The organism is Billgrantia bachuensis, from assembly GCF_011742165.1.
Lineage (GTDB): Bacteria > Pseudomonadota > Gammaproteobacteria > Pseudomonadales > Halomonadaceae > Halomonas > Halomonas bachuensis.
This window is the reverse complement of record NZ_JAAQTO010000027.1, coordinates 1-18,381: the sequence shown is the minus strand read 5'-3', so window position 1 is coordinate 18,381 and position 18,381 is coordinate 1. Positions and strand designations below refer to the sequence as shown.

General features: G+C 64.7%; 20 protein-coding genes. 14 read left to right on the top strand and 6 right to left on the bottom strand.

Translation table 11 applies throughout. The features are described 5' to 3' along the window. Nucleotides 1-9 precede the first annotated feature (9 nt). Both dut and coaBC read right to left on the bottom strand, forming a co-directional pair. Nucleotides 10-492 carry a dUTP diphosphatase gene (dut, locus tag HBJ55_RS10610; RefSeq protein ID WP_167114074.1) on the bottom strand — a complete coding sequence of 161 codons (483 nt, stop codon included), beginning with the start codon at nucleotides 490-492 and terminating at the stop codon, nucleotides 10-12. 42 nt (nucleotides 493-534) lie between these two features. Continuing rightward, nucleotides 535-1,818, bottom strand: coding sequence for a bifunctional phosphopantothenoylcysteine decarboxylase/phosphopantothenate--cysteine ligase CoaBC (coaBC, locus tag HBJ55_RS10605; RefSeq protein WP_167114071.1), 1,284 nt, complete (start codon nucleotides 1,816-1,818; stop codon nucleotides 535-537). A 137-nt stretch (nucleotides 1,819-1,955) separates the two neighbouring features. Here coaBC and radC point away from each other — a divergent pair, with 137 nt between their 5' ends. The 11 genes from radC to HBJ55_RS10550 all read left to right on the top strand — a co-directional run bounded on the left by radC (nucleotide 1,956) and on the right by HBJ55_RS10550 (nucleotide 12,217). After that, nucleotides 1,956-2,630, top strand: a complete 675-nt coding sequence (gene radC, locus HBJ55_RS10600; protein WP_167114068.1) for a RadC family protein — start codon at nucleotides 1,956-1,958, stop codon at nucleotides 2,628-2,630. Nucleotides 2,631-2,801: 171 nt separating this feature from the next. After that, nucleotides 2,802-3,038 (top strand): 50S ribosomal protein L28, encoded by a 237-nt coding sequence (gene rpmB / locus HBJ55_RS10595; protein ID WP_149328717.1) that lies wholly within the window; start codon nucleotides 2,802-2,804, stop codon nucleotides 3,036-3,038. Nucleotides 3,039-3,063: 25 nt separating this feature from the next. Then, the gene (rpmG, locus tag HBJ55_RS10590; RefSeq protein ID WP_086509014.1) at nucleotides 3,064-3,219 is read left to right on the top strand and encodes a 50S ribosomal protein L33; all 156 of its coding nucleotides are present in this window, start codon (nucleotides 3,064-3,066) and stop codon (nucleotides 3,217-3,219) included. Between the two features lie 141 nt (nucleotides 3,220-3,360). Next, on the top strand, nucleotides 3,361-4,185 hold the full coding sequence (gene mutM, locus HBJ55_RS10585) for a bifunctional DNA-formamidopyrimidine glycosylase/DNA-(apurinic or apyrimidinic site) lyase (protein WP_167114064.1): 825 nt from the start codon (nucleotides 3,361-3,363) through the stop codon (nucleotides 4,183-4,185). A gap of 182 nt (nucleotides 4,186-4,367) precedes the next feature. Beyond that, nucleotides 4,368-5,558, top strand: coding sequence for a class I SAM-dependent rRNA methyltransferase (locus tag HBJ55_RS10580; RefSeq protein ID WP_167114061.1), 1,191 nt, complete (start codon nucleotides 4,368-4,370; stop codon nucleotides 5,556-5,558). 134 nt (nucleotides 5,559-5,692) lie between these two features. After that, a complete protein-coding gene (locus HBJ55_RS10575; protein WP_167114058.1) occupies nucleotides 5,693-6,004 on the top strand; it encodes a putative signal transducing protein in 312 nt (103 codons plus the stop codon). 33 nt (nucleotides 6,005-6,037) lie between these two features. Further along, the gene (locus HBJ55_RS10570; protein WP_167114055.1) at nucleotides 6,038-6,478 is read left to right on the top strand and encodes an acyl-CoA thioesterase; all 441 of its coding nucleotides are present in this window, start codon (nucleotides 6,038-6,040) and stop codon (nucleotides 6,476-6,478) included. A gap of 173 nt (nucleotides 6,479-6,651) precedes the next feature. After that, on the top strand, nucleotides 6,652-7,767 hold the full coding sequence (gene ald / locus HBJ55_RS10565) for an alanine dehydrogenase (RefSeq protein WP_167114052.1): 1,116 nt from the start codon (nucleotides 6,652-6,654) through the stop codon (nucleotides 7,765-7,767). A gap of 325 nt (nucleotides 7,768-8,092) precedes the next feature. Continuing rightward, a complete protein-coding gene (gene trpS, locus HBJ55_RS10560; protein ID WP_167114049.1) occupies nucleotides 8,093-9,118 on the top strand; it encodes a tryptophan--tRNA ligase in 1,026 nt (341 codons plus the stop codon). Nucleotides 9,119-9,278: 160 nt separating this feature from the next. Then, the gene (locus HBJ55_RS10555; protein WP_422674183.1) at nucleotides 9,279-10,439 is read left to right on the top strand and encodes a YeeE/YedE family protein; all 1,161 of its coding nucleotides are present in this window, start codon (nucleotides 9,279-9,281) and stop codon (nucleotides 10,437-10,439) included. 98 nt (nucleotides 10,440-10,537) lie between these two features. Continuing rightward, nucleotides 10,538-12,217 carry an NAD-dependent malic enzyme gene (locus HBJ55_RS10550; protein ID WP_167114043.1) on the top strand — a complete coding sequence of 560 codons (1,680 nt, stop codon included), beginning with the start codon at nucleotides 10,538-10,540 and terminating at the stop codon, nucleotides 12,215-12,217. A 123-nt stretch (nucleotides 12,218-12,340) separates the two neighbouring features. Here the strand turns inward: HBJ55_RS10550 and acnA are convergent, their stop codons facing one another. Next, entirely contained in the window at nucleotides 12,341-15,091 is a 2,751-nt protein-coding gene (gene acnA / locus HBJ55_RS10545) for an aconitate hydratase AcnA (RefSeq protein ID WP_167114040.1), read from the bottom strand. A gap of 170 nt (nucleotides 15,092-15,261) precedes the next feature. Between acnA and HBJ55_RS10540 the strand changes: the two genes are divergently transcribed. Together HBJ55_RS10540 and trxB are read left to right on the top strand one after the other, a co-directional pair. Next, nucleotides 15,262-15,471 carry a zinc ribbon domain-containing protein gene (locus HBJ55_RS10540; RefSeq protein WP_167114038.1) on the top strand — a complete coding sequence of 70 codons (210 nt, stop codon included), beginning with the start codon at nucleotides 15,262-15,264 and terminating at the stop codon, nucleotides 15,469-15,471. 143 nt (nucleotides 15,472-15,614) lie between these two features. Next, complete coding sequence (trxB, locus tag HBJ55_RS10535) at nucleotides 15,615-16,565, top strand: thioredoxin-disulfide reductase (RefSeq protein ID WP_167114036.1); 951 nt, start codon at nucleotides 15,615-15,617, stop codon at nucleotides 16,563-16,565. A 125-nt stretch (nucleotides 16,566-16,690) separates the two neighbouring features. Here trxB and HBJ55_RS10530 read toward each other — a convergent pair whose 3' ends face one another. Further along, nucleotides 16,691-17,005: a SlyX family protein gene (locus tag HBJ55_RS10530; RefSeq protein WP_206022503.1), complete on the bottom strand. Its 315-nt coding sequence runs from the start codon at nucleotides 17,003-17,005 to the stop codon at nucleotides 16,691-16,693. A gap of 50 nt (nucleotides 17,006-17,055) precedes the next feature. Here HBJ55_RS10530 and HBJ55_RS22540 point away from each other — a divergent pair, with 50 nt between their 5' ends. Continuing rightward, nucleotides 17,056-17,520, top strand: coding sequence for a cold-shock protein (locus HBJ55_RS22540; RefSeq protein WP_167114033.1), 465 nt, complete (start codon nucleotides 17,056-17,058; stop codon nucleotides 17,518-17,520). A gap of 187 nt (nucleotides 17,521-17,707) precedes the next feature. Here the strand turns inward: HBJ55_RS22540 and HBJ55_RS10520 are convergent, their stop codons facing one another. Together HBJ55_RS10520 and HBJ55_RS10515 are read right to left on the bottom strand one after the other, a co-directional pair. Then, nucleotides 17,708-18,115, bottom strand: coding sequence for a hypothetical protein (locus HBJ55_RS10520; RefSeq protein ID WP_206022501.1), 408 nt, complete (start codon nucleotides 18,113-18,115; stop codon nucleotides 17,708-17,710). Nucleotides 18,116-18,135: 20 nt separating this feature from the next. Next, the coding region (locus tag HBJ55_RS10515; protein WP_167114030.1) for a M20/M25/M40 family metallo-hydrolase at nucleotides 18,136-18,381 on the bottom strand (246 nt) is incomplete at its 5' end.

Genomic DNA, 18,381 nt, shown 5'->3' with positions numbered 1-18,381 from the left:
CGGCGGACGTCAGTGGCGCCCCGAGCTGCCGAAGCCGCCTTCACCCCGCAGGCTGGTCTCGAAGTCGTCGACGACCTCGAGTTCGGCTTGTACCACCGGTACCAGCACATACTGGGCCAGGCGTTCGAACGGCTCCAGTACGAAGGTGCTGTTGCCGCGGTTCCAGGTCGAGATCATCAACTCGCCCTGGTAGTCAGAATCGATCAGCCCCACCAGGTTGCCGAGTACGATGCCATGCTTGTGGCCAAGACCCGAGCGCGGCAGGATCAGCCCGGCAAGTCCCGGATCGCCGATGTGGATGGCGAGTCCCGTGCGGACCAGTTCGCACTGGCCGGGCTCCAGCGTCAGCGGTTCGTCGAGCAGGGCGCGCAGGTCCATTCCCGCAGAGCCCAGGGTTGCGTAGCGGGGCAGGTAATCGCGCAGCCGCTCGTCGAGCAGCTTCACCTCCAGACGGGGCTGGTTGAGGTGTGGGCTTGGTGTCGTGTCGGACATCGGGGCTCCGTAGTGTTTCGCTGCTTCGTTCAGGATGCGGTGTCAGTGGACTGGGGGGATCGACAGGCAGCCGAGGGCCCGCTCGATCACCGCCCTGGCAAGCCGGGTCTTGGGTTGCGGCGGCAGGCTCGCGCCACCTTCACCCTCGCCGTCGCGCCATAGCAACAGGGCGGCATTGTCGTCGGCGCCGAAGCCGAGCCCCTCGGTAGAGACGTCGTTTGCAACGATCATGTCCAGCCGCTTGCGCTTGAGCTTGTCGCGGGCATAGGCCTCCAGGTCGCGGGTCTCCGCGGCGAAACCCACCACGAAGGGGCGCCCTCCCGCCGCGTCCCGCTCATTGGCGATATCGGCAATGATATCGGGATTCTTGATCAGCCTCAGGGTCAGACCATCCTCGCCATCGCGCTTCTTGATCTTGTGCTCCGATGCCGCCTCGGCGCGGTAATCGGCCACCGCGGCGCAGCCGATGAAGATGTCGCACTCGCTCGCCAGACGGCGGCTCGCCTCGTGCATCTGCAGCGCCGTCTCCACGTCGATGCGCGCCACGCCCGCGGGTGTGGGCAGGCTCACCGGGCCGCTGATCAGGCTAACCTGCGCGCCGAGCTCGACGGCGGCCCCGGCCAGGGCGAAGCCCATCTTTCCCGAACTGTGGTTGGAAAGGTAGCGCACCGGATCCAGTGGCTCGCGTGTGGGGCCGGCCGTGATCACGATATGCAGGCCCTGGGCCGGGGTTTTCTCGGATGGCGCGACTTGGTCGTGCGCTGCCTCGCTGGCCGGCTGGATGAGCTCGGCCACGATCGCCTCGGGCTCGAGCATGCGGCCCGGCCCCACGTCGCCGCAGGCCTGATCGCCGCTGGCTGGGCCCAACAGCCGCCAGCCGTCCTGTTCTAGGCGGGAGGCGTTGCGTTGGGTGGCGGGATGGCGCCACATGGCCTGGTTCATGGCCGGTGCCATCAGCTTGTCGGCTTCGCTGGCCAGGCACAGGGTGGTAAGCAGATCGTCGGCCATGCCTTGGGCCAGGCGCGCCATCAGGTCGGCGGTGCCCGGGGCGATCAGGATCGTCTCGGCCCAGCGCGCCAGCTCGATGTGCCCCATGCCGGCCTCGGCTTCGGGGTCGAGCAGCGAGGTGCGCACCGCCTCGCCGGTAAGCGCCTGCAGCGTCAGCGGGGTGATGAAGGCCTGGGCGCCCTCGGTCATGACCACGCGTACCTCGCAGCCCGCCTGCTTGAGCAGCCGGGCGAGCTGGGCGCTCTTGTAGGCGGCGATGCCGGCACTGATGCCGAGCAGAATGCGCCGGCCGGCGAGATTGACGGACTGCGTTGTCATGAGAGTTTCCTGAACTAAAAACCCGACCTCTTACCTTACCACTGCCGTTGAAGTTGCGCAGCCGCGGCCTTCCTTGCGTGTCGGTTACAATGCCTGACTTCTACTAACCGATGGAAAGCGTAGCAAGGAGACAGGGGATGTCGATTCGCAACTGGCCTGAGGGCGAGCGGCCACGGGAGAAACTGCTGGCGCTGGGCGCCGAGGCACTGTCCGACGCCGAGTTGCTGGCGATTTTTCTGCGCGTGGGCGTGACGGGGCGCTCGGCGGTGGATCTCGCCCGCGACCTGCTCACGGCATTCGGCGGTCTGCGCCAGCTACTGGAGGCAGACCAGGCGCGTTTCTGCGCCGAGCGCGGCCTGGGCACGGCCAAGTTCGTGCAGCTGCAGGCCACTCTCGAACTGTCGAAGCGCCACCTGGCCGCTCAGCTCGCCCGCGGCAATGCGTTGACCTCGCCGACCCTGGTGCGCGCCTACCTGGCCACCCAGTTGCGCCATCTGGGGCACGAGGAGTTCGCTGCATTGTTCCTCGACACCCAGCACCGCGTGATCCGTTTCGAGTCGCTGTTCCGCGGCACGCTGGACAGTGCCTCGGTCTATCCCCGCGAAGTGGCACGCCGGGCGCTGGAGCTGGGGGCCGGGGCGATCATTTTTGCTCACAACCACCCCTCGGGCGTGGCCGAACCCTCCGATGCCGACCGGCGCATCACCGAACGGCTGCGCGAGGCGCTGGGCCTGTTCGAGATCCGCGTGCTGGATCACTTCGTCGTGGGTGACGGTGAGGTGGTGTCGTTTGCGGAGAGAGGGTGGCTTTAGGAAGCAGGGAGTGTAGAATACGCGCCTACTATTGCCTGCCGGGGCGCACTCTGCTATAAAGTGCAGCCTTTGAATTCCCTTGGGTCAAATGACAACGGGGTCGTTCCCGGTTTGCCCGACAGGTTTTGAACACTCAGGTTTGACCACCTGGCCAAGCGGTTGGAGGCTCCCATGTCCAAAGTATGTCAGGTTACCGGCAAGCGCCCGGTGACTGGTAACAACGTTTCACACTCCCAGCGCAAGACTCGTCGTCGCTTCTTGCCGAACCTGCACACCCATCGCTTCTGGGTGGAGTCGGAGAATCGCTTCGTCAAGCTGCGCATCTCTTCCAAGGGTATGCGCATCATCGACAAGAAGGGCATCGACGCGGTGCTCAGCGACATCCGCAAGCGCGGCGAAGCCGTCTAAGCGACCATTCAGGGAGTAAGCAGCCATGCGTGACAAGATCAAGCTGGTGTCCAGTGCCGGTACCGGTCACTTCTACACCACCGACAAGAACAAGCGGAACACCCCGGATAAGCTCGAATTCAAGAAATTCGATCCGGTCGTCCGCAAGCACGTGATGTACAAGGAAGCCAAGATCAAGTAAGCCGATTCGATGTCCGCCCGTTGGCGCCGGACATCATCGGTTCGACTTGATGGCTTCCAGCCGCAGGTAGCAAGACCTGTCCTCCTGAACCCGGCCCTGCGGTCGGGTTCAGGCGTATCTATTTCCCGGATTTTCCTCGCCATGCCCGAGCTGCCCGAAGTCGAGACCACCCGGCGCGGTATCGCCCCCCACGTGGAGAGGCGTGAAATCGTCGAGGCAATCGTGCGCCAGTCGCGCCTGCGCGTGCCGGTGCCTGGAGACTTCATCGACCGCCTGGTGGGCTCGCGCCTCGGCACCCTGTCCCGCCGCGCCAAGTATCTGCTGCTGCCCGTCGAGGGTGAGCGTACCGGAAGCCTGATCTGGCATCTGGGCATGTCGGGCAGCCTGCGCATCGCCCGGCTGGGCGAGTTGCCCAAGAAGCACGACCACATCGACCTGGTGTTCGACGATGGCGCCATCCTGCGCTATCACGATCCACGCCGCTTTGGCTTCGTCGACTGGCTGGCCGGTACGCCCGAATCCGACCCACGGCTGGCAAACCTGGGCCCCGAACCGCTGTCGGAGGCCTTCGACGGTGAGCGGCTCTATCGGCTCGCACGCGGTCGACGCATGGCGGTCAAGCCGTTCCTGATGGACAATGCGGTAGTCGTCGGCGTGGGCAACATCTATGCCAGCGAGGCGCTGTTCCTGGCCGGCATCGATCCTCGCCGGGCGGCGGGCCGTATCTCCCGCGAGCGCTACGAGCACCTGGCAGCGGCGATTCGCGAGGTGCTGGCGGCGGCCATCACCCAGGGCGGTACCACGCTGCGCGACTTCGTCAGCGGCACTGGTGAGCCGGGCTATTTCAAGCAGCGCCTCAATGTCTATGGCCGTCATGGCCAGGGCTGCCGGCGTTGCAATGGCGAGCTGCGGCTGGTGACGCTGGGACAACGGGCTAGTGTCTTCTGTCCTGCCTGCCAACGTTAGGAAACACTGCACAAATGGCTGTGCGCGCGAATCACTGCGTTGCGAGGTGCCGAAGCGTCGGACCGTCGGAATCCTCACATATAACCCATATGCTCCGGTTCCTGTGCTCCGTGCGCCTTGTGCTTCATCTCGCTCGCTGATTTGTGCAGCGTTCCGTAGTATCAATTTTACCGAGACCAATCATGACCCAGACCCTGCGCCTCAAGAAGAATGCCGATCGCCGCCTCAAGGCCGGCCACCTGTGGCTCTACTCCAACGAGGTCGATATCGAGGTCACGCCGCTCAAGGGCCTCGAACCGGGCGGTCAGGCGATCGTCGAAGCTGCCAATGGCAAGGCGATGGGGGTGGCCTACGTCAATCCCAACTCGCTGATCTGCGCCCGGGTGGTGTCACGCGACCCAGCCATGCGCCTCGACCGCTCGCTGTTGGTACATCGCTTCAACCAGGCAGTGGCCCTGCGCCAGCGGCTCTATGCCAAGCCGTTCTACCGGCTGGTACACGGCGAGGGCGATCTGCTGCCGGGCTTGATCGTCGACCGTTTCGATGACGTGCTGGTGGTACAGCTCAACACTCTGGGCATGGAGCGCCTGGCCGAGGAGGTTGTCGCTGCGCTGGACAAGGTGCTTTCGCCGCGGGTCATCGTGTTCAAGAACGACTCCTCCGGGCGTCGCAAGGAGCAGTTGGAGCGCCAGGTCACCGTGGCCAAGGGCGAGCTCGACGGCCCGGTGCCGATGGAGGAGAACGGCGTTCGCTTCCACGTGCCGGTGCTCGATGGGCAGAAGACCGGCTGGTTCTTCGATCACCGCGCCAACCGCGCCTGGCTCAATGGCCTGGTGGCCGGCAAGCGGGTGCTGGACGTGTTCAGCTACATCGGCGGCTGGGGCGTACAGGCGGCGGCTCACGGTGCCAGCGAAGTGTTGTGCATCGATGCCAGCGCCCAGGCCTTGGAGCATGTGGCCGAGAACGCGGCCCTGAATGGCCTGCACGAGCAGGTGGCGGTGGGCGAGGCCGATGCCTTCGAGGCGCTGGCCGCACTCAAGGCCGACGGCGAGCAGTTCGACGTGGTGATCCTCGACCCGCCGGCTTTCATCAAGAAGCGCAAGGACATTCCCAACGGTGAGCGCGCCTATGCCAAGCTCAACCGCGAGGCGATGCGCCTGCTGGGGCGCGACGGACTGCTGCTTTCGGCTTCGTGCTCCATGCACCTGGCCCAGGAGCGGCTGGTCGAGGTGGTGCGCGGTGCGGTGCGCCATCAGGATCGCCACGGCCAGGTGATCTACCAGGGCCATCAGGCGGCGGACCATCCGGTGCATCCGGCCATTCCTGAAACCGCCTACCTGAAGGCCCTGGGCGTTCGTGTCTTCCGGGACTGAATAGAAAATTGCTGCGCTCGGCCATACTGCGTTAAAAATAGGCTCGAAATGCTCATTTATAGACTCGTAAACTCCGCTTTCTCGCCAATTTTTGCCTTGTCTGGCCTTCGCTCGCTAATTTCTTCGGCTTAGTGATGAGCTACGTTCGCGTTTTCGCCCATTCCAATTCTCTGCTGGTCAGCCACGTGCGCAACGTACTGGCCGCGGCGGGCGTTCCCGTGGAGTTGCGCAACATGGTGCTGGGCGGCAGTGCCGGCGAGCTGCCGCTGGGCGAATGCGAGCCCGAAGTATGGGTGGCAGCGCACAACCGCGAACGTGCCGAGGCGTTGATCCACACTGCCATGACGGGCAGCAGCGAAGCGCCGGACTGGCGCTGCTCCCACTGCGGCGAGGCGCTGGAGGGGGCGTTCGAGACCTGTTGGTGCTGCGGCACGCCGAGAGACTGATCCATCCGGTTCAACCCAGCCAAGGAGAGCGTCATGCCACAGGAGTGGGACCTTCCCGACCCTTTCGTCATTGAGCTTGAGGTGGCCGCCTCGGCCATCGACGAGTACAGCCACGCCAATAATGCCGAGTACCTGCGCTGGGTCGAGCAGGTAAGCTGGGCCCACTCGGAGCATCTGGGGCTGAACCTGGCCCGCTATCGCGAGCTGGACCGCGCGATGGCCGTGCATCGCCATGAACTCGATTACCTCGCGCCGGCCTTCCAGGGGGAGCGCCTGCAACTGGCGACCTGGATCGTCGGCTGCGACGGCCGCCTTACTCTGACACGGCGTTTCCAGCTCATTCGTCCCGATGACGGTCGCACGCTGTTGCGGGCACGTACCCGCTTCGCCTGTATCGAGCTTTCCAGCGGGCGTCCGCGGCGACTGCCTGAGGAGTATGTGTCAGTCTACGGCGGTGCGCTCATTGTCGAGTGATGCTGAGATTTTTTTGTCAGGATTGGGCCTGTTGAACTGATTTTCTTCTAACGAACGGCTTTTCATGGATTTTTGCCGTTGTTATTTTCCTGTGCTTCATGTTTGGACTGCCTGTGCTGTAATGCGCGTGTCGTATACCTAACAACATGCAGCAGACGCTCAGGAGGTGCCCCATGAAGATTGCCGTGCCGAAGGAAATCAAGAACCATGAGTATCGCGTCGCCTTGACTCCCACGGGGGCGCGGGAGCTGGCGACGCGAGGGCATTCGGTAACCGTTCAGGTGGGCGCCGGGGAAGGGGCTGGTTTCTCCGATGCCGATTTTGAGGCGGCCGGCGCCCGGCTCGAAGCGAACGTCGATACCCTGTGGAGCGGGGCCGAGCTGATTCTCAAGGTCAAGGAGCCGCAGTCGGAAGAAGTGGCTCGCCTTTCCCGTGGCCAGACCCTGTTCACCTACCTGCACCTGGCGGCCGAGGAGAAACTGACTCGTGGCCTGATGGAGAGCGGGGCCACCTGCATCGCCTACGAAACCGTGACTGACCGCCAGGGCGGCCTGCCGCTGCTGGCACCCATGAGCACCGTGGCCGGTCGCATGGCCATTCAGGCTGGCGCTCACAGCCTGGAGAAGGCTCAGGGCGGTTCCGGCGTGCTGCTGCCGGGCGTGCCCGGCGTGGCGCCGGGCAAGGTAACCGTGATCGGCGGCGGCGTGGTGGGCGAGAATGCCGCACGCATGGCGCTGGGCCTGGGCGCCGAGGTGACTGTACTCGACAAGTCGATTCCGCGCCTCGAGGTGCTCGACGACCGCTACCAGGGCCGCATGAAGACCGTCTTCTCCACCGCCGACGCCATCGACGAGGCGGTGCGCGAGAGCGACCTGATCGTCGGTGCGGTACTGATCCCCGGCGCTGCCGCGCCGAAGCTGATCACCCGTGCCATGCTCGCCAACATGAAGCCTGGCAGCGTGCTGGTCGACGTGGCCATCGATCAGGGCGGCTGCTTCGAGACCAGCCGTGCGACCACCCATGCCGAGCCGACCTATATCGTCGACGGAATCGTCCACTACTGCGTGGCCAACATGCCGGGCGCGGTGGCGCGCACCTCGACCCAAGCGCTGACCAACGCCACCCTGCCGTTTGTCATCGCCCTGGCCGACAAGGGCTGGAAGCGGGCGCTGGCCGACGATGCGCACTTCCTGCCCGGGCTCAACGTGCACGACGGCCAGGTCACCTACCGCGCCGTGGCCGAAGCTTTCGGCCTTGAAAGTGTCGATCCCGCGCGCCTGGTGAGCTAATTACACAGCACCTAGGCATTCCATTGTGGCGAGCGGCGCCGGGGATAGGCCGCAGTGGAGGTCCGATGCCATGGGTGAGGAGCATTGCTCCGAACGGGCTGGCCATGGATGGCCAGCCCCGGTCCTGCAAGCGAAGCAGGACGCGAGAGCGAAGCAGGACGCGAGAGCGAAGCAGGGCATCGGTAGCGCCCAGGGATGGGTTTACAGCGCCTCCACGGAGGCCTGTCGCCGGGAAAGCCGCGGGGGACCGCATCTGGCTAGGTCGCCTTGATCGCCCCCTCGCGTTACCATAGCGGGCATTTCCGACAAGCAGAGTCCGCCTTCCATGAGTGCAGCATCCCAGAAGACACGCGTTCTCACCGGCATCACCACCACCGGTACCCCGCACCTGGGCAATTACGTCGGGGCCATCAAGCCCGCCATCGCCGCGAGCCAGGACCCCAGCGTGCAGTCCTACTACTTCCTCGCCGACCTGCACGCACTGATCAAGTGCCAGGATCCGCGCCGAGTGCAGGAGTCGCGTCTGGAGATCGCGGCCACCTGGCTGGCGCTGGGGCTGGACACCGACAACGCCATCTTCTACCGCCAGTCGGACATCCCCGAGATCCCCGAGCTGACCTGGATGCTCTCGTGCGTCTGCGCCAAGGGCCTGATGAACCGTGCCCACGCCTACAAGGCGGCGGTAGCCGAGAACGAGGTCGCCGGCAATCAGGACCCGGACAAGGGCATCACCATGGGCTTGTTCGGCTACCCGGTGCTGATGGCCGCCGACATCCTCATGTTCAACGCCAACAAGGTGCCGGTGGGGCGCGACCAGATCCAGCACATCGAGATGGCACGCGACATGGGCGGGCGCTTCAATCATCTCTATCGGGGTGAGTTTTTCACCCTGCCGGAGGCGGTGGTAGACGACGACGTGGCGGTGCTGGGCGGGCTCGACGGACGCAAGATGTCCAAGAGCTACAACAACACCATCCCGCTGTTCGTCTCCGAGAAGAAGCTGCTCAAGCTGGTGCGCAAGATCAAGACCAATTCGCTGGAGCCCGGCGAGCCCAAGGATCCAGAGGGCTGCACCCTGTTCCAGATCTATTCCGCTTTCTCCAACCGCGAGGAGCGGGAGGCGATGCGTGGCGAGTATGCCAATGGCATCGGCTGGGGCGAGGTCAAGAACCGCCTGTTCGAACTCCTCAACGAGCAGCTGCGCGAACCCCGCGAACGCTATATCGCGCTGATGGAAGATCCTGGGCATATCGAGAGCGTACTGCTCAAGGGCGCCGAGCGGGCACGTGCCGAGGCAGCGCCGTTCATGGATCGACTGCGGGAAGCCGTGGGGCTGGGGCGTTTCGCCTGAGTAGCGGGTAATGTGTTCACAGGGCGCCTTCGGCGCCCTGTATCGTTCGGTGGTTGCTGGCGTTGGAACGCCGGGCTTGCCACGCTGAAGGAATCGATACCAGGGAGGAATCGTCATGGCGACCGTGCTCGATTCGCACCGACCCCGCCGGATATCTTTCATGCTGGGCACGCTGGTGCTGGCCGGTGCGTTGCTCGTAGGCCTTGTCTTCGGCACGCGCCTGGGCCTGCTGATGCTGGTCGGTGCCGCGCTCGGGATCTCGCTCTACCACGCCGCCTTCGGCTTTACCGCTGCCTGGCGCGTCTTCATCAGCGAGCGCCGTGGGCGCGGACTGCGCGCCCAGATGGTCATGCTGGCCATCGCCGTGGTGCTGTTCTTTCCGGCGCTGGGGGCTGGCTCGCTATGGGGGCAAGAGGTGTCCGGCTTCGTCGCGCCGATAGGCGTCTCGGTGGTGGTCGGCGCCTTCCTGTTCGGCATCGGCATGCAGCTGGGTGGCGGCTGCGCCTCGGGTACGCTGTTCACCGCCGGTGGCGGCAATGCGCGCATGGTGATCACGCTGCTCTTCTTCATCGTCGGTTCGCTGATCGGCACGGCCCATTTCAGCTGGTGGATGGAATGGCCGGCCTTCGCGCCGGTATCGCTGGTGCACACCTTCGGCGCCGGCGGCGGCATCGCCGCGAGCCTGGCCCTGTTCACGGCCATTGCCGCCCTCACCATGCTGATGGAGAGGCGTCGCCATGGCCGGCTGGAGGAAGCACCCCGGGCCAACCTGGGCCAGGGGCGCTGGCTGACCGGCCCCTGGCCGCTGCTGCTCGGTGCGGTGGCGCTGGCACTGCTCAACTTCGCCACCCTGGCCCTGGCCGGGCGGCCCTGGGGCATCACCTCGGCCTTCGCCCTGTGGGGCGCCAAGGCTTTCGAGCTGCTTGGTGGCGACGTCAGTCAGTGGGGCTACTGGCAGAGCCCGGCCAATGCCGCTGCGCTCGAGTCCAGCGTGTGGAGCGATATCACCACGGTAATGAACGTGGGCATCATCCTCGGCGCGATGGTGGCCGCCACCCTGGCCGGGCGCTTCGCGCCGACTCTGCGTATCCCGCTGGGCTCGGTGCTGGCGGCGGTAATCGGCGGGCTGCTGCTGGGTTACGGGGCACGGCTGGCATTCGGCTGCAACATAGGTGCTTATTTCAGCGGCATCGCTTCGGGCAGCCTGCATGGCTGGGTGTGGCTGGTGGCGGGCTTCGCCGGCAACATGCTGGGCCTGCGGCTGCGCCCGCTGTTCTTCGACCGCCCACCCGGCGACAGGACCCGGGCCAAGACCAGTTGAGCCGGGGCGCCAGGATAGCGGAGGCGTGGTAAAGTTGGCGCCAAGGTGCCAGCAGAGCGCCTACGGCCCGGATTCCAGTCACCGTATCGAGATCAGAGATGTCCACCGAAACCAAACGCCCCCTCTACATTCCCTACGCTGGTCCTTCGCTGCTCGAGATGCCGCTGCTCAACAAGGGCAGTGCGTTTTCTCGCGAGGAGCGGCTCGAATTCAATCTGATCGGCCTGCTGCCGCAGAATGTGGAATCCATCGAGGAGCAGGCGGAGCGGGCCTACCGCCAGTACCAGCAGTGCCACAGCGACCTGGAACGACACATCCATCTGCGAGCGATCCAGGACGATAACGAGACGCTCTACTACCACTTGGTAATGGAGCATCTCGAGGAGATGCTGCCGATCATCTACACCCCTACGGTGGGGCAGGCCTGCGAGGAGTTCTCCAACATCTACCGCAGCCATCGCGGCCTGTTCGTCAGCTATCCGGACCGTGAGCGTATCGACGACATACTGCGCAGCGCCACCAAGGACAGGGTCAAGGTGATCGTGGTGACCGACGGCGAGCGTATCCTCGGCCTCGGCGACCAGGGCATCGGTGGCATGGGCATTCCCATCGGCAAGCTGGCGCTCTACACCGCCTGCGGCGGCATCAGCCCCGCCTATACCTTGCCGATCACCCTTGATGTGGGCACCAACAACCAGACCCTGCTCGACGACCCCATGTACATGGGCTGGCGGCATCCGCGTATCTCCCAGGAGGAGTACGACGCCTTCCTCGACGAGTTCATTGCCGCGGTGAAGCGCCGCTGGCCGAACGTATTGCTGCAGTTCGAGGATTTTGCCCAGGCCAACGCCGTCCCACTGCTGGAGCGCTATCGCGATCAGCTGTGCTGCTTCAACGACGATGTGCAGGGTACCGCAGCGGTTTGCGTGGGCACCCTGATGGCGGCCTGTCAGGCCCGCGACGAAACCATTGCCGACCAGCGCGTGGTATTCGTCGGCGCCGGTTCCGCCGGCTGTGGCATCGCTGAGCAGGTGGTGGTGGCGATGCAGGCGGAGGGGCTCTCCGAGAAAGAGGCGCGGCGCCGTGTGTTCATGGTCGACCGCGATGGCCTGGTGACTTCCGACCAGGAGTGGCTGCGCGACTTCCAGCGCCGCTTGGCGCACGACCCCCAGCTCGTCGAAGAGTGGCAGGACCAATCGCTGTTGGAAGTGGCCCGCCACATCAAGCCCACGGTGCTGATCGGTGTCTCCGGCCAGAAGGGATTGTTCAGCGAGGAGGTGGTGCGGGCCATGCATGCCGGCTGCGAGCGCCCGGTGATCATGCCGCTCTCCAACCCCACCTCGCGCGCCGAGGCCACACCCGCGGATGTGATCGAGTGGACCGACGGCCAGGCGCTCGTGGCCACTGGCAGCCCCTTCCCGCCGGTGGTGTACGAGGGCAAGACCTACCCCATCGCACAGTGCAACAACGCCTACATCTTTCCCGGCATTGGCCTTGGCGTGGTGGCCAGCGGCGCCAAGCGCATCACCGATACCATGTTGATGACCGCTTCCCGTGCACTCGCCCGTGAGGCACCGCTGGTCAAGGAGGGCGAGGGGGCATTGCTGCCGCAGCTGTCACAGATACGCGAACTCTCCAAGGCCATCGCCTTCGAGGTCGCCGCCCAGGCGCAGCAGGAAGGGATGGCGCTGCGCACGGACGGCATCAAGCTGCGCCTGGCCATCGAGCGCAGCAGTTGGACGCCGGAATATCGACGCTATCGTCGCCGCGCGTTCTAGGTGCAAGCTATGGGCTACGGGCTGCGAGCAAAATGCAGCCCGCAACCCGTAGCCCGACACAAGGAGGCCCCGTCGACTGCCCGACGGGGCCTTTCTCGTGTAGGGCAAGAGGCAGGAATGGGCTCAGGCCGCGCCGATCATCCGCCGCAGCACGTAATGGAGGATGCCGCCGTGGCGGTAGTACTCCAGCTCGTTGGCGGTATCGATGCGGCACAGCGCCTCGAGCTTCTTCTCGCCCTTGTCGCTCTTCACCGTGACCGTGACCTTGCCGCCGGGGGTGAGGTCGGCCAGGCCCTCGATGGAGACGGTCTCGTCGCCGGTCAGGCCAAGCGTCTTGCGATCCTCGCCCTCAGGGAACTGCAGAGGCACCACACCCATGCCGATCAGGTTGGAGCGGTGGATGCGCTCGTATGACTCGGCGAGCACAGCGCGCACGCCGAGCAGGCGCGTACCCTTGGCGGCCCAGTCGCGCGAGGAGCCGGTGCCGTATTCCTTGCCAGCCACCACGACCAGCGGCGTGCCCTTCTCCTGGTACCGCATGGCAGCATCGTAGATCGCCATCTGCTCGCCCGAAGGCACATGGCGGGTCTCGCCGCCGACCACACCGTCGAGCATCTCGTTGCGAATACGCACATTGGCGAAGGTGCCGCGCATCATGACTTCGTGGTTGCCGCGGCGCGAACCGTAGGAGTTGAAATCCACCGGCTTGATGCCGCGCTCCTGCAGGTAGCGTCCGGCGGGGCTGTCGGGCTTGATGGCGCCGGCCGGCGAAATGTGGTCGGTGGTCACCGAGTCGCCCAGCAGGGCGAGGATGTGGGCATCCTCGACGTCCTCGATCGGCTCCGGGTCGCGGCCCATGCCCTCGAAGAAGGGGGGATGTTGGATGTACGTAGAGGAGGGCGACCACTCGTAGACCTGGCTCTGCGGCACCTGCAGCGCCTTCCAGGTCTCGTCGCCTTCGAACACTGCCGCGTACTCCTTGCGGAACATCTCGGTCTTGACCTTCTCCACGGCACTGGCGATATCGGCCTGGGAGGGCCAGATATCCTGCAGGTAGACCGGATTGCCGTCCTTGTCCTCACCCAGCGGTTCACTGCTGAGATCCAGCCGCACGTTGCCGGCCAGGGCGTAGGCCACCACCAGCGGCGGTGAAGCCAGCCAGTTGGTCTTGACCAGCGGATGGATGCGACCTTCGAAGTTGCGGTTGCCCGAGAGCACCGAGGCCACGGTGAGGTCACCATCCTCGATCGCCTTCTCGATGGGCGGCGGCAGCGGACCGGAGTTGCCGATGCAGGTAGTACAGCCGTAGCCCACCAGGTTGAAGCCCAGCGCATCGAGGTCGTCATTGACGCCACCGGCCTCGAGATACTCGGTCACCACCTTCGAGCCCGGCGCCAGCGAGGTCTTGACCCAAGGCTTGGCCTTGAGGCCCTTGGCCAGGGCATTGCGCGCCAGAAGGCCGGCGGCCATCATCACGCTGGGGTTGGAGGTGTTGGTGCACGAAGTGATGGCGGCGATCACCACGGCGCCGGGGTTGAGCATGAACTGCTCGCCGTCCAGCTCGACGTTCTGGCTGTCGTGGTGCTCGTAGCTCTCATGCACTCCGACGGCGGTCTGGCCGCCCTCGGAGTTGAGCCGCCCGCGCTCTTCGCTGGGTGCGGCCTTGCCGTTTCTCTCTCCCTCCATCAGCTTCTCGAAGGTGGCCTTCATGTCCCTCAGTGCGACGCGATCCTGAGGGCGCTTGGGTCCGGCCAGGCTGGCCTCGACGTCGCCGAGGTCGAGGTGCAGGGCGTCGCTGAAGATCGGCTCGTCGCCGGGCTCGCGCCAAAGCCCCTGGGCCTTGCTGTATGCCTCCACCAAGGCGATCTGTTGGTCCTCGCGGCCGGTCAGGCGCAGGTAGGCGAGGGTCTCGTCGTCGACCGGGAAGAAGCCGCAGGTGGCACCGTACTCAGGCGCCATGTTGGCGATAGTGGCACGATCGGCCAGCGGCAGGTCGGCCAGGCCATCGCCATAGAACTCGACGAACTTGCCCACTACGCCGTGGCTGCGCAGCATCTGGGTCACCGTCAGTACCAGGTCGGTAGCGGTGATGCCCTCCCTGAGCTTGCCGGTGAGCTTGAAGCCCACCACCTCGGGAATCAGCATCGATACCGGCTGGCCGAGCATCGCGGCTTCGGCCTCGATACCGCCGACGCCCCAGCCGAGCACGCCGAGACCGTTGATCATGGTGGTATGCGAATCGGTGCCCACCAGGGTGTCGGGGTAAGCGTAGGTCTTGCCGTTTTCCTCCTTGGTCCACACCGTCCGGCCCAGGTACTCGAGGTTGACTTGGTGGCAGATACCGGTGCCCGGCGGTACCACGCGGAAGTTGTCGAAGGCGTCCTGGCCCCAGCGCAGGAACTCGTAGCGCTCTCGGTTGCGCTCCATCTCGATGGCGACGTTGTCCTTGAAAGCGGTGGGGTTGCCGAACTTGTCGACCATCACCGAGTGGTCGATGACCAGATCCACCGGCGAGAGAGGATTGATGCGCGACGGATCCTCGCCGAGCTTCTCGACTGCGGCGCGCATCGAGGCCAGGTCCACCACGCCGGGAACGCCGGTGAAATCCTGCATCAGCACACGCGCCGGACGATAGCCGATTTCGCGACTGGAGCGTCCGCTCTGCTGCCAGTCGACCAGCGCCTGCATGTCCTCGCGCGCCACGCTGGGGTCATCGGCGAAGCGCAGTTGGTTCTCCAGCAGAATCTTGAGCGTCTTCGGCAGCCGGTCGATGTTGCCCAGGGCATCGGCTGCCCGCGGCAGACTGTAGTAGTGGTAGGTGCTGCCACCGGCGTCCAGTGTCTGCTGGGTGTCCGGCATGTCGTCACGGCTCATGAGGCCTCCTGTCACGGTAGTGAACGGTCCTTTTCTTCTCTCTCATGCTTGATACATGGTCATGATAGGTCCCCCTTTCAAGCGCTGCCCAGGGTTTCTATGCTGAACGAAAGTTCGTCGCGTGGCGCCAATGTTCCGCTGGGGGAGGGCAGGCGCTCGGGAGGCCCGTCATGCATGAAGAACGGCTCGACAGCCATTCGGTTCACTGCCCTTACTGCAGCATGCCCTTCGACATGCTGGTAGACATTTCCCAGGGTAGCCACCAGACCTGGGAAGACTGCCCCTACTGCTGTGCGCCCATACAATTGCGAATAGAAGTTTCGCCGATGACCGGCGAGCTTGACGCTCTCGTGCTGGGACGCGACGACGAGGTGCTCTAGGACGTCGACGAAAGGTGCGGGGGCACGCCGCAGGCCTCCGAGGCTGGTACAATGGCGTTAGCCATTGCTCGGCCGCAAGCAACGACCCGGCTGGAGCGAGACAGTCACGCCTCACCCCGTTTTAGAGTTGCGAGGATCTCTTCATGAGCGAAGCGCGTCACGAACGCCTGATCATTCTGGGTTCCGGCCCGGCCGGCTACACCGCCGCCGTCTACGCGGCACGGGCCAATCTCAAGCCGGTGCTGATCACGGGTATCCAGGCCGGTGGCCAACTGACCACCACTACCGACGTCGACAACTGGCCCGGCGACGATGTCGGGGTGCAGGGACCGGAACTCATGGAGCGCATGAAGCGCCATGCGGAGCGTTTCGACACGGAAGTGCTGTTCGACCATATCCATGAGGTGGATCTACGCAATCGCCCCTTCACCCTCAAGGGCGATAGCGGCAGCTATACCTGCGATGCGCTGATCATTGCCACCGGCGCCAGTGCACGCTATCTGGGCCTGCCGTCCGAGCAGCAGTTCATGGGCCAGGGCGTGTCGGCCTGCGCCACCTGCGACGGCTTCTTCTACCGCAACAAGGAAGTCGTGGTGGTGGGTGGCGGCAACACTGCCGTGGAAGAGGCGCTCTATCTCTCCAACATCGCCTCCAAGGTGACCCTGGTGCACCGCCGCGACAGCCTGCGTGCCGAGAAGATCCTGCAGGACAAGCTGCGCGAAAAGGCCGAGAACGGCAACGTGGTGCTCGAGTGGAACCACACGCTCGACGAGGTGCTGGGCGATGCCAGCGGGGTGACCGGCGTGCGTATCCGTTCCACCGTTGATGACAGTGTGAAGGAGCTCGAGGTGCCCGGCGTTTTCATCGCCATCGGTCACAGCCCCAACACCGGCATCTTCGAGGGTCAGTTGGAGATGCACGACGGCTACATCAAGGTGAAGTCCGGCCTCGAGGGCAACGCCACCGCCACCAGCGTGCCGGGCGTGTTCGCCGCCGGCGACGTGATGGATCACGTCTACCGCCAGGCGGTGACCTCCGCCGGCACCGGCTGCATGGCGGCACTGGATGCGGAGCGTTATCTCGACGAACTATAGAACGCGGCTACGCCGCTGCAGAGGGAAGAACGGCGCTGCGCACCTGGAAGATGAAGAAAAAACCTTGGGTCGAGGAGAGATAGCCATAGGCTGGCTTTCCTCTTCCCTCTTTCCTCTTCCTTCCGTCAGTAATGCGGCGGCACTTCATCCTGTGGTGACGGTGCCGCCATCTCCGAATCCTGCAGCGCCCGCTGCTGGTCGCGCAGCTTCTCCTGCATCAAAGCATTGATCCGTTCGAGCTGGGCCAGGCGTCGTTCCTGGCTGGCCACGGCCTCATCCAGCGTATCCAGCCAGTGCTCCTGATAGGCGATTCGGCTCTCCAGAGCTTCCAGCCGGGTAGCGAGCGCCTGGGAAAGGCTCATGTTAGAATCGTCGCGCTGCGTGTCACTGTTCACCGTGACACCTTCATTGGTCGACGGGGCCTCGTGTCGCGTCGTCATCGGACATCCTGTTTCGTTAATTCCACATAACAAGTGAGCAATACGGATCCATGAATCGCAAGGTTATCTTTCGCTGTACGTTGATCAGTCTGCTGCTGGCGCTGCCGGCACCGCTGCTGATCGCCCTGTCACTGGCCCTGGCCGATGTCGGTCTGCCCCAACAGCTCCTGACCCTGCTGGAGCCTGGCGGCTTCGTGGTGGGCTATGTCGCCGCGGCCCTCGCCGTCTTCGTGCTACTTCTCGTTGCCACGCTGGCCACCCATGCCTTGAGCCCGCAATTGGCGGTGCTGGCCGCGGTGGAGAACGACGATCGTGAAATTGGCGAGGTCAAGTGGTTCAACGTCAACAAGGGATACGGCTTCATCAAGCGCGAGAGCGGTGAGGACGTGTTCGTGCATTTTCGCGCCATTCGCGGCCGCGGGCATCGCACCCTGGCCGAGGGTCAGAAGGTGCGCTACCACGTGATCGAGAATGAGCGGGGACTACAAGCCGACGACGTCACCGTCATTACTTAGGTGGTAGAAAGCGGCTGCGCTCGGTCATACTGCGTTAAAAATCGGCTCAAAGTACTCATTTGCAACAGCAAACTCCGTCTTTTCGCCGATTTTTGCCTTGTCTGACCTTCGCTCGCCAGCTTTCACAAGCTGATCAGGCTTTAAGGTCATCGCCCCGCTTCGGCGGGGCGATGTCGTTTCTGGTAAGTTACTGGCCGGAGTCGGGCCAGTCGATGGCGCCTTCGCTGCCGTCGGGCAGCACCTGCCAGAAGCGGTCGGGCTCGTCGCCGGGCTGCCAGCCGCCCAGCGAGCAGCGTACCTCGCAGCCGAGCCGGGTGGCGGCGTCGCGGGCGCAGTCGCAGTCTCTCAACCAAGGGGTGTGAGGACTGTCGAGCCATAGGCTGGCGAAGCCGTCGGCCGCTTTTTCCACCAGCAGCACCGGCACCTCGTGTCCCGCGTGATGGCCGCGGGTGTGCCACTTGCCGCGACCGGCGCCGCGCAGTGGGGCGGCATCCAGCGTCTCGCCGAGCCAAGCATCGATCGCTTCCAGCGGAGCCTGGCGCAGGTAGATCTCGATATCCGGGTAGCGCATGTTGCTGTCGTGCTGATGTGGCATGGTGAACCCTCTCGGCGCGGTCAGGGCTGGGCGGTGCCGTTGACGAAAAGCTTGGCCAGGATCGCTTCATAGATCCGGCTCAGGTCGTCCAGGTCGGCGGCGCGAACGTGCTCGTTGGTCTGGTGAATGGTGGCGTTGCGTGGTCCCAGCTCCACTACCTGGCTACCCAGCGTGGCGATGAAGCGCCCATCCGAGGTGCCGCCGCTGGTCGAGAGCCGCGGACGACGACCGAGCACCGCTTCCACGCCGTACAGGGCGGCATCCAC

Coding starts and splice junctions, on each gene's coding strand:
- dut (WP_167114074.1), bottom strand. CDS start 492: ATGTCCGACACGACACCAAGCCCACACCTCAACCAGCCCCGTCTGGAG.
- coaBC (WP_167114071.1), bottom strand. CDS start 1,818: ATGACAACGCAGTCCGTCAATCTCGCCGGCCGGCGCATTCTGCTCGGC.
- radC (WP_167114068.1), top strand. CDS start 1,956: ATGTCGATTCGCAACTGGCCTGAGGGCGAGCGGCCACGGGAGAAACTG.
- rpmB (WP_149328717.1), top strand. CDS start 2,802: ATGTCCAAAGTATGTCAGGTTACCGGCAAGCGCCCGGTGACTGGTAAC.
- rpmG (WP_086509014.1), top strand. CDS start 3,064: ATGCGTGACAAGATCAAGCTGGTGTCCAGTGCCGGTACCGGTCACTTC.
- mutM (WP_167114064.1), top strand. CDS start 3,361: ATGCCCGAGCTGCCCGAAGTCGAGACCACCCGGCGCGGTATCGCCCCC.
- HBJ55_RS10580 (WP_167114061.1), top strand. CDS start 4,368: ATGACCCAGACCCTGCGCCTCAAGAAGAATGCCGATCGCCGCCTCAAG.
- HBJ55_RS10575 (WP_167114058.1), top strand. CDS start 5,693: ATGAGCTACGTTCGCGTTTTCGCCCATTCCAATTCTCTGCTGGTCAGC.
- HBJ55_RS10570 (WP_167114055.1), top strand. CDS start 6,038: ATGCCACAGGAGTGGGACCTTCCCGACCCTTTCGTCATTGAGCTTGAG.
- ald (WP_167114052.1), top strand. CDS start 6,652: ATGAAGATTGCCGTGCCGAAGGAAATCAAGAACCATGAGTATCGCGTC.
- trpS (WP_167114049.1), top strand. CDS start 8,093: ATGAGTGCAGCATCCCAGAAGACACGCGTTCTCACCGGCATCACCACC.
- HBJ55_RS10555 (WP_422674183.1), top strand. CDS start 9,279: ATGCTGGGCACGCTGGTGCTGGCCGGTGCGTTGCTCGTAGGCCTTGTC.
- HBJ55_RS10550 (WP_167114043.1), top strand. CDS start 10,538: ATGTCCACCGAAACCAAACGCCCCCTCTACATTCCCTACGCTGGTCCT.
- acnA (WP_167114040.1), bottom strand. CDS start 15,091: ATGAGCCGTGACGACATGCCGGACACCCAGCAGACACTGGACGCCGGT.
- HBJ55_RS10540 (WP_167114038.1), top strand. CDS start 15,262: ATGCATGAAGAACGGCTCGACAGCCATTCGGTTCACTGCCCTTACTGC.
- trxB (WP_167114036.1), top strand. CDS start 15,615: ATGAGCGAAGCGCGTCACGAACGCCTGATCATTCTGGGTTCCGGCCCG.
- HBJ55_RS10530 (WP_206022503.1), bottom strand. CDS start 17,005: ATGACGACGCGACACGAGGCCCCGTCGACCAATGAAGGTGTCACGGTG.
- HBJ55_RS22540 (WP_167114033.1), top strand. CDS start 17,056: ATGAATCGCAAGGTTATCTTTCGCTGTACGTTGATCAGTCTGCTGCTG.
- HBJ55_RS10520 (WP_206022501.1), bottom strand. CDS start 18,115: ATGCCACATCAGCACGACAGCAACATGCGCTACCCGGATATCGAGATC.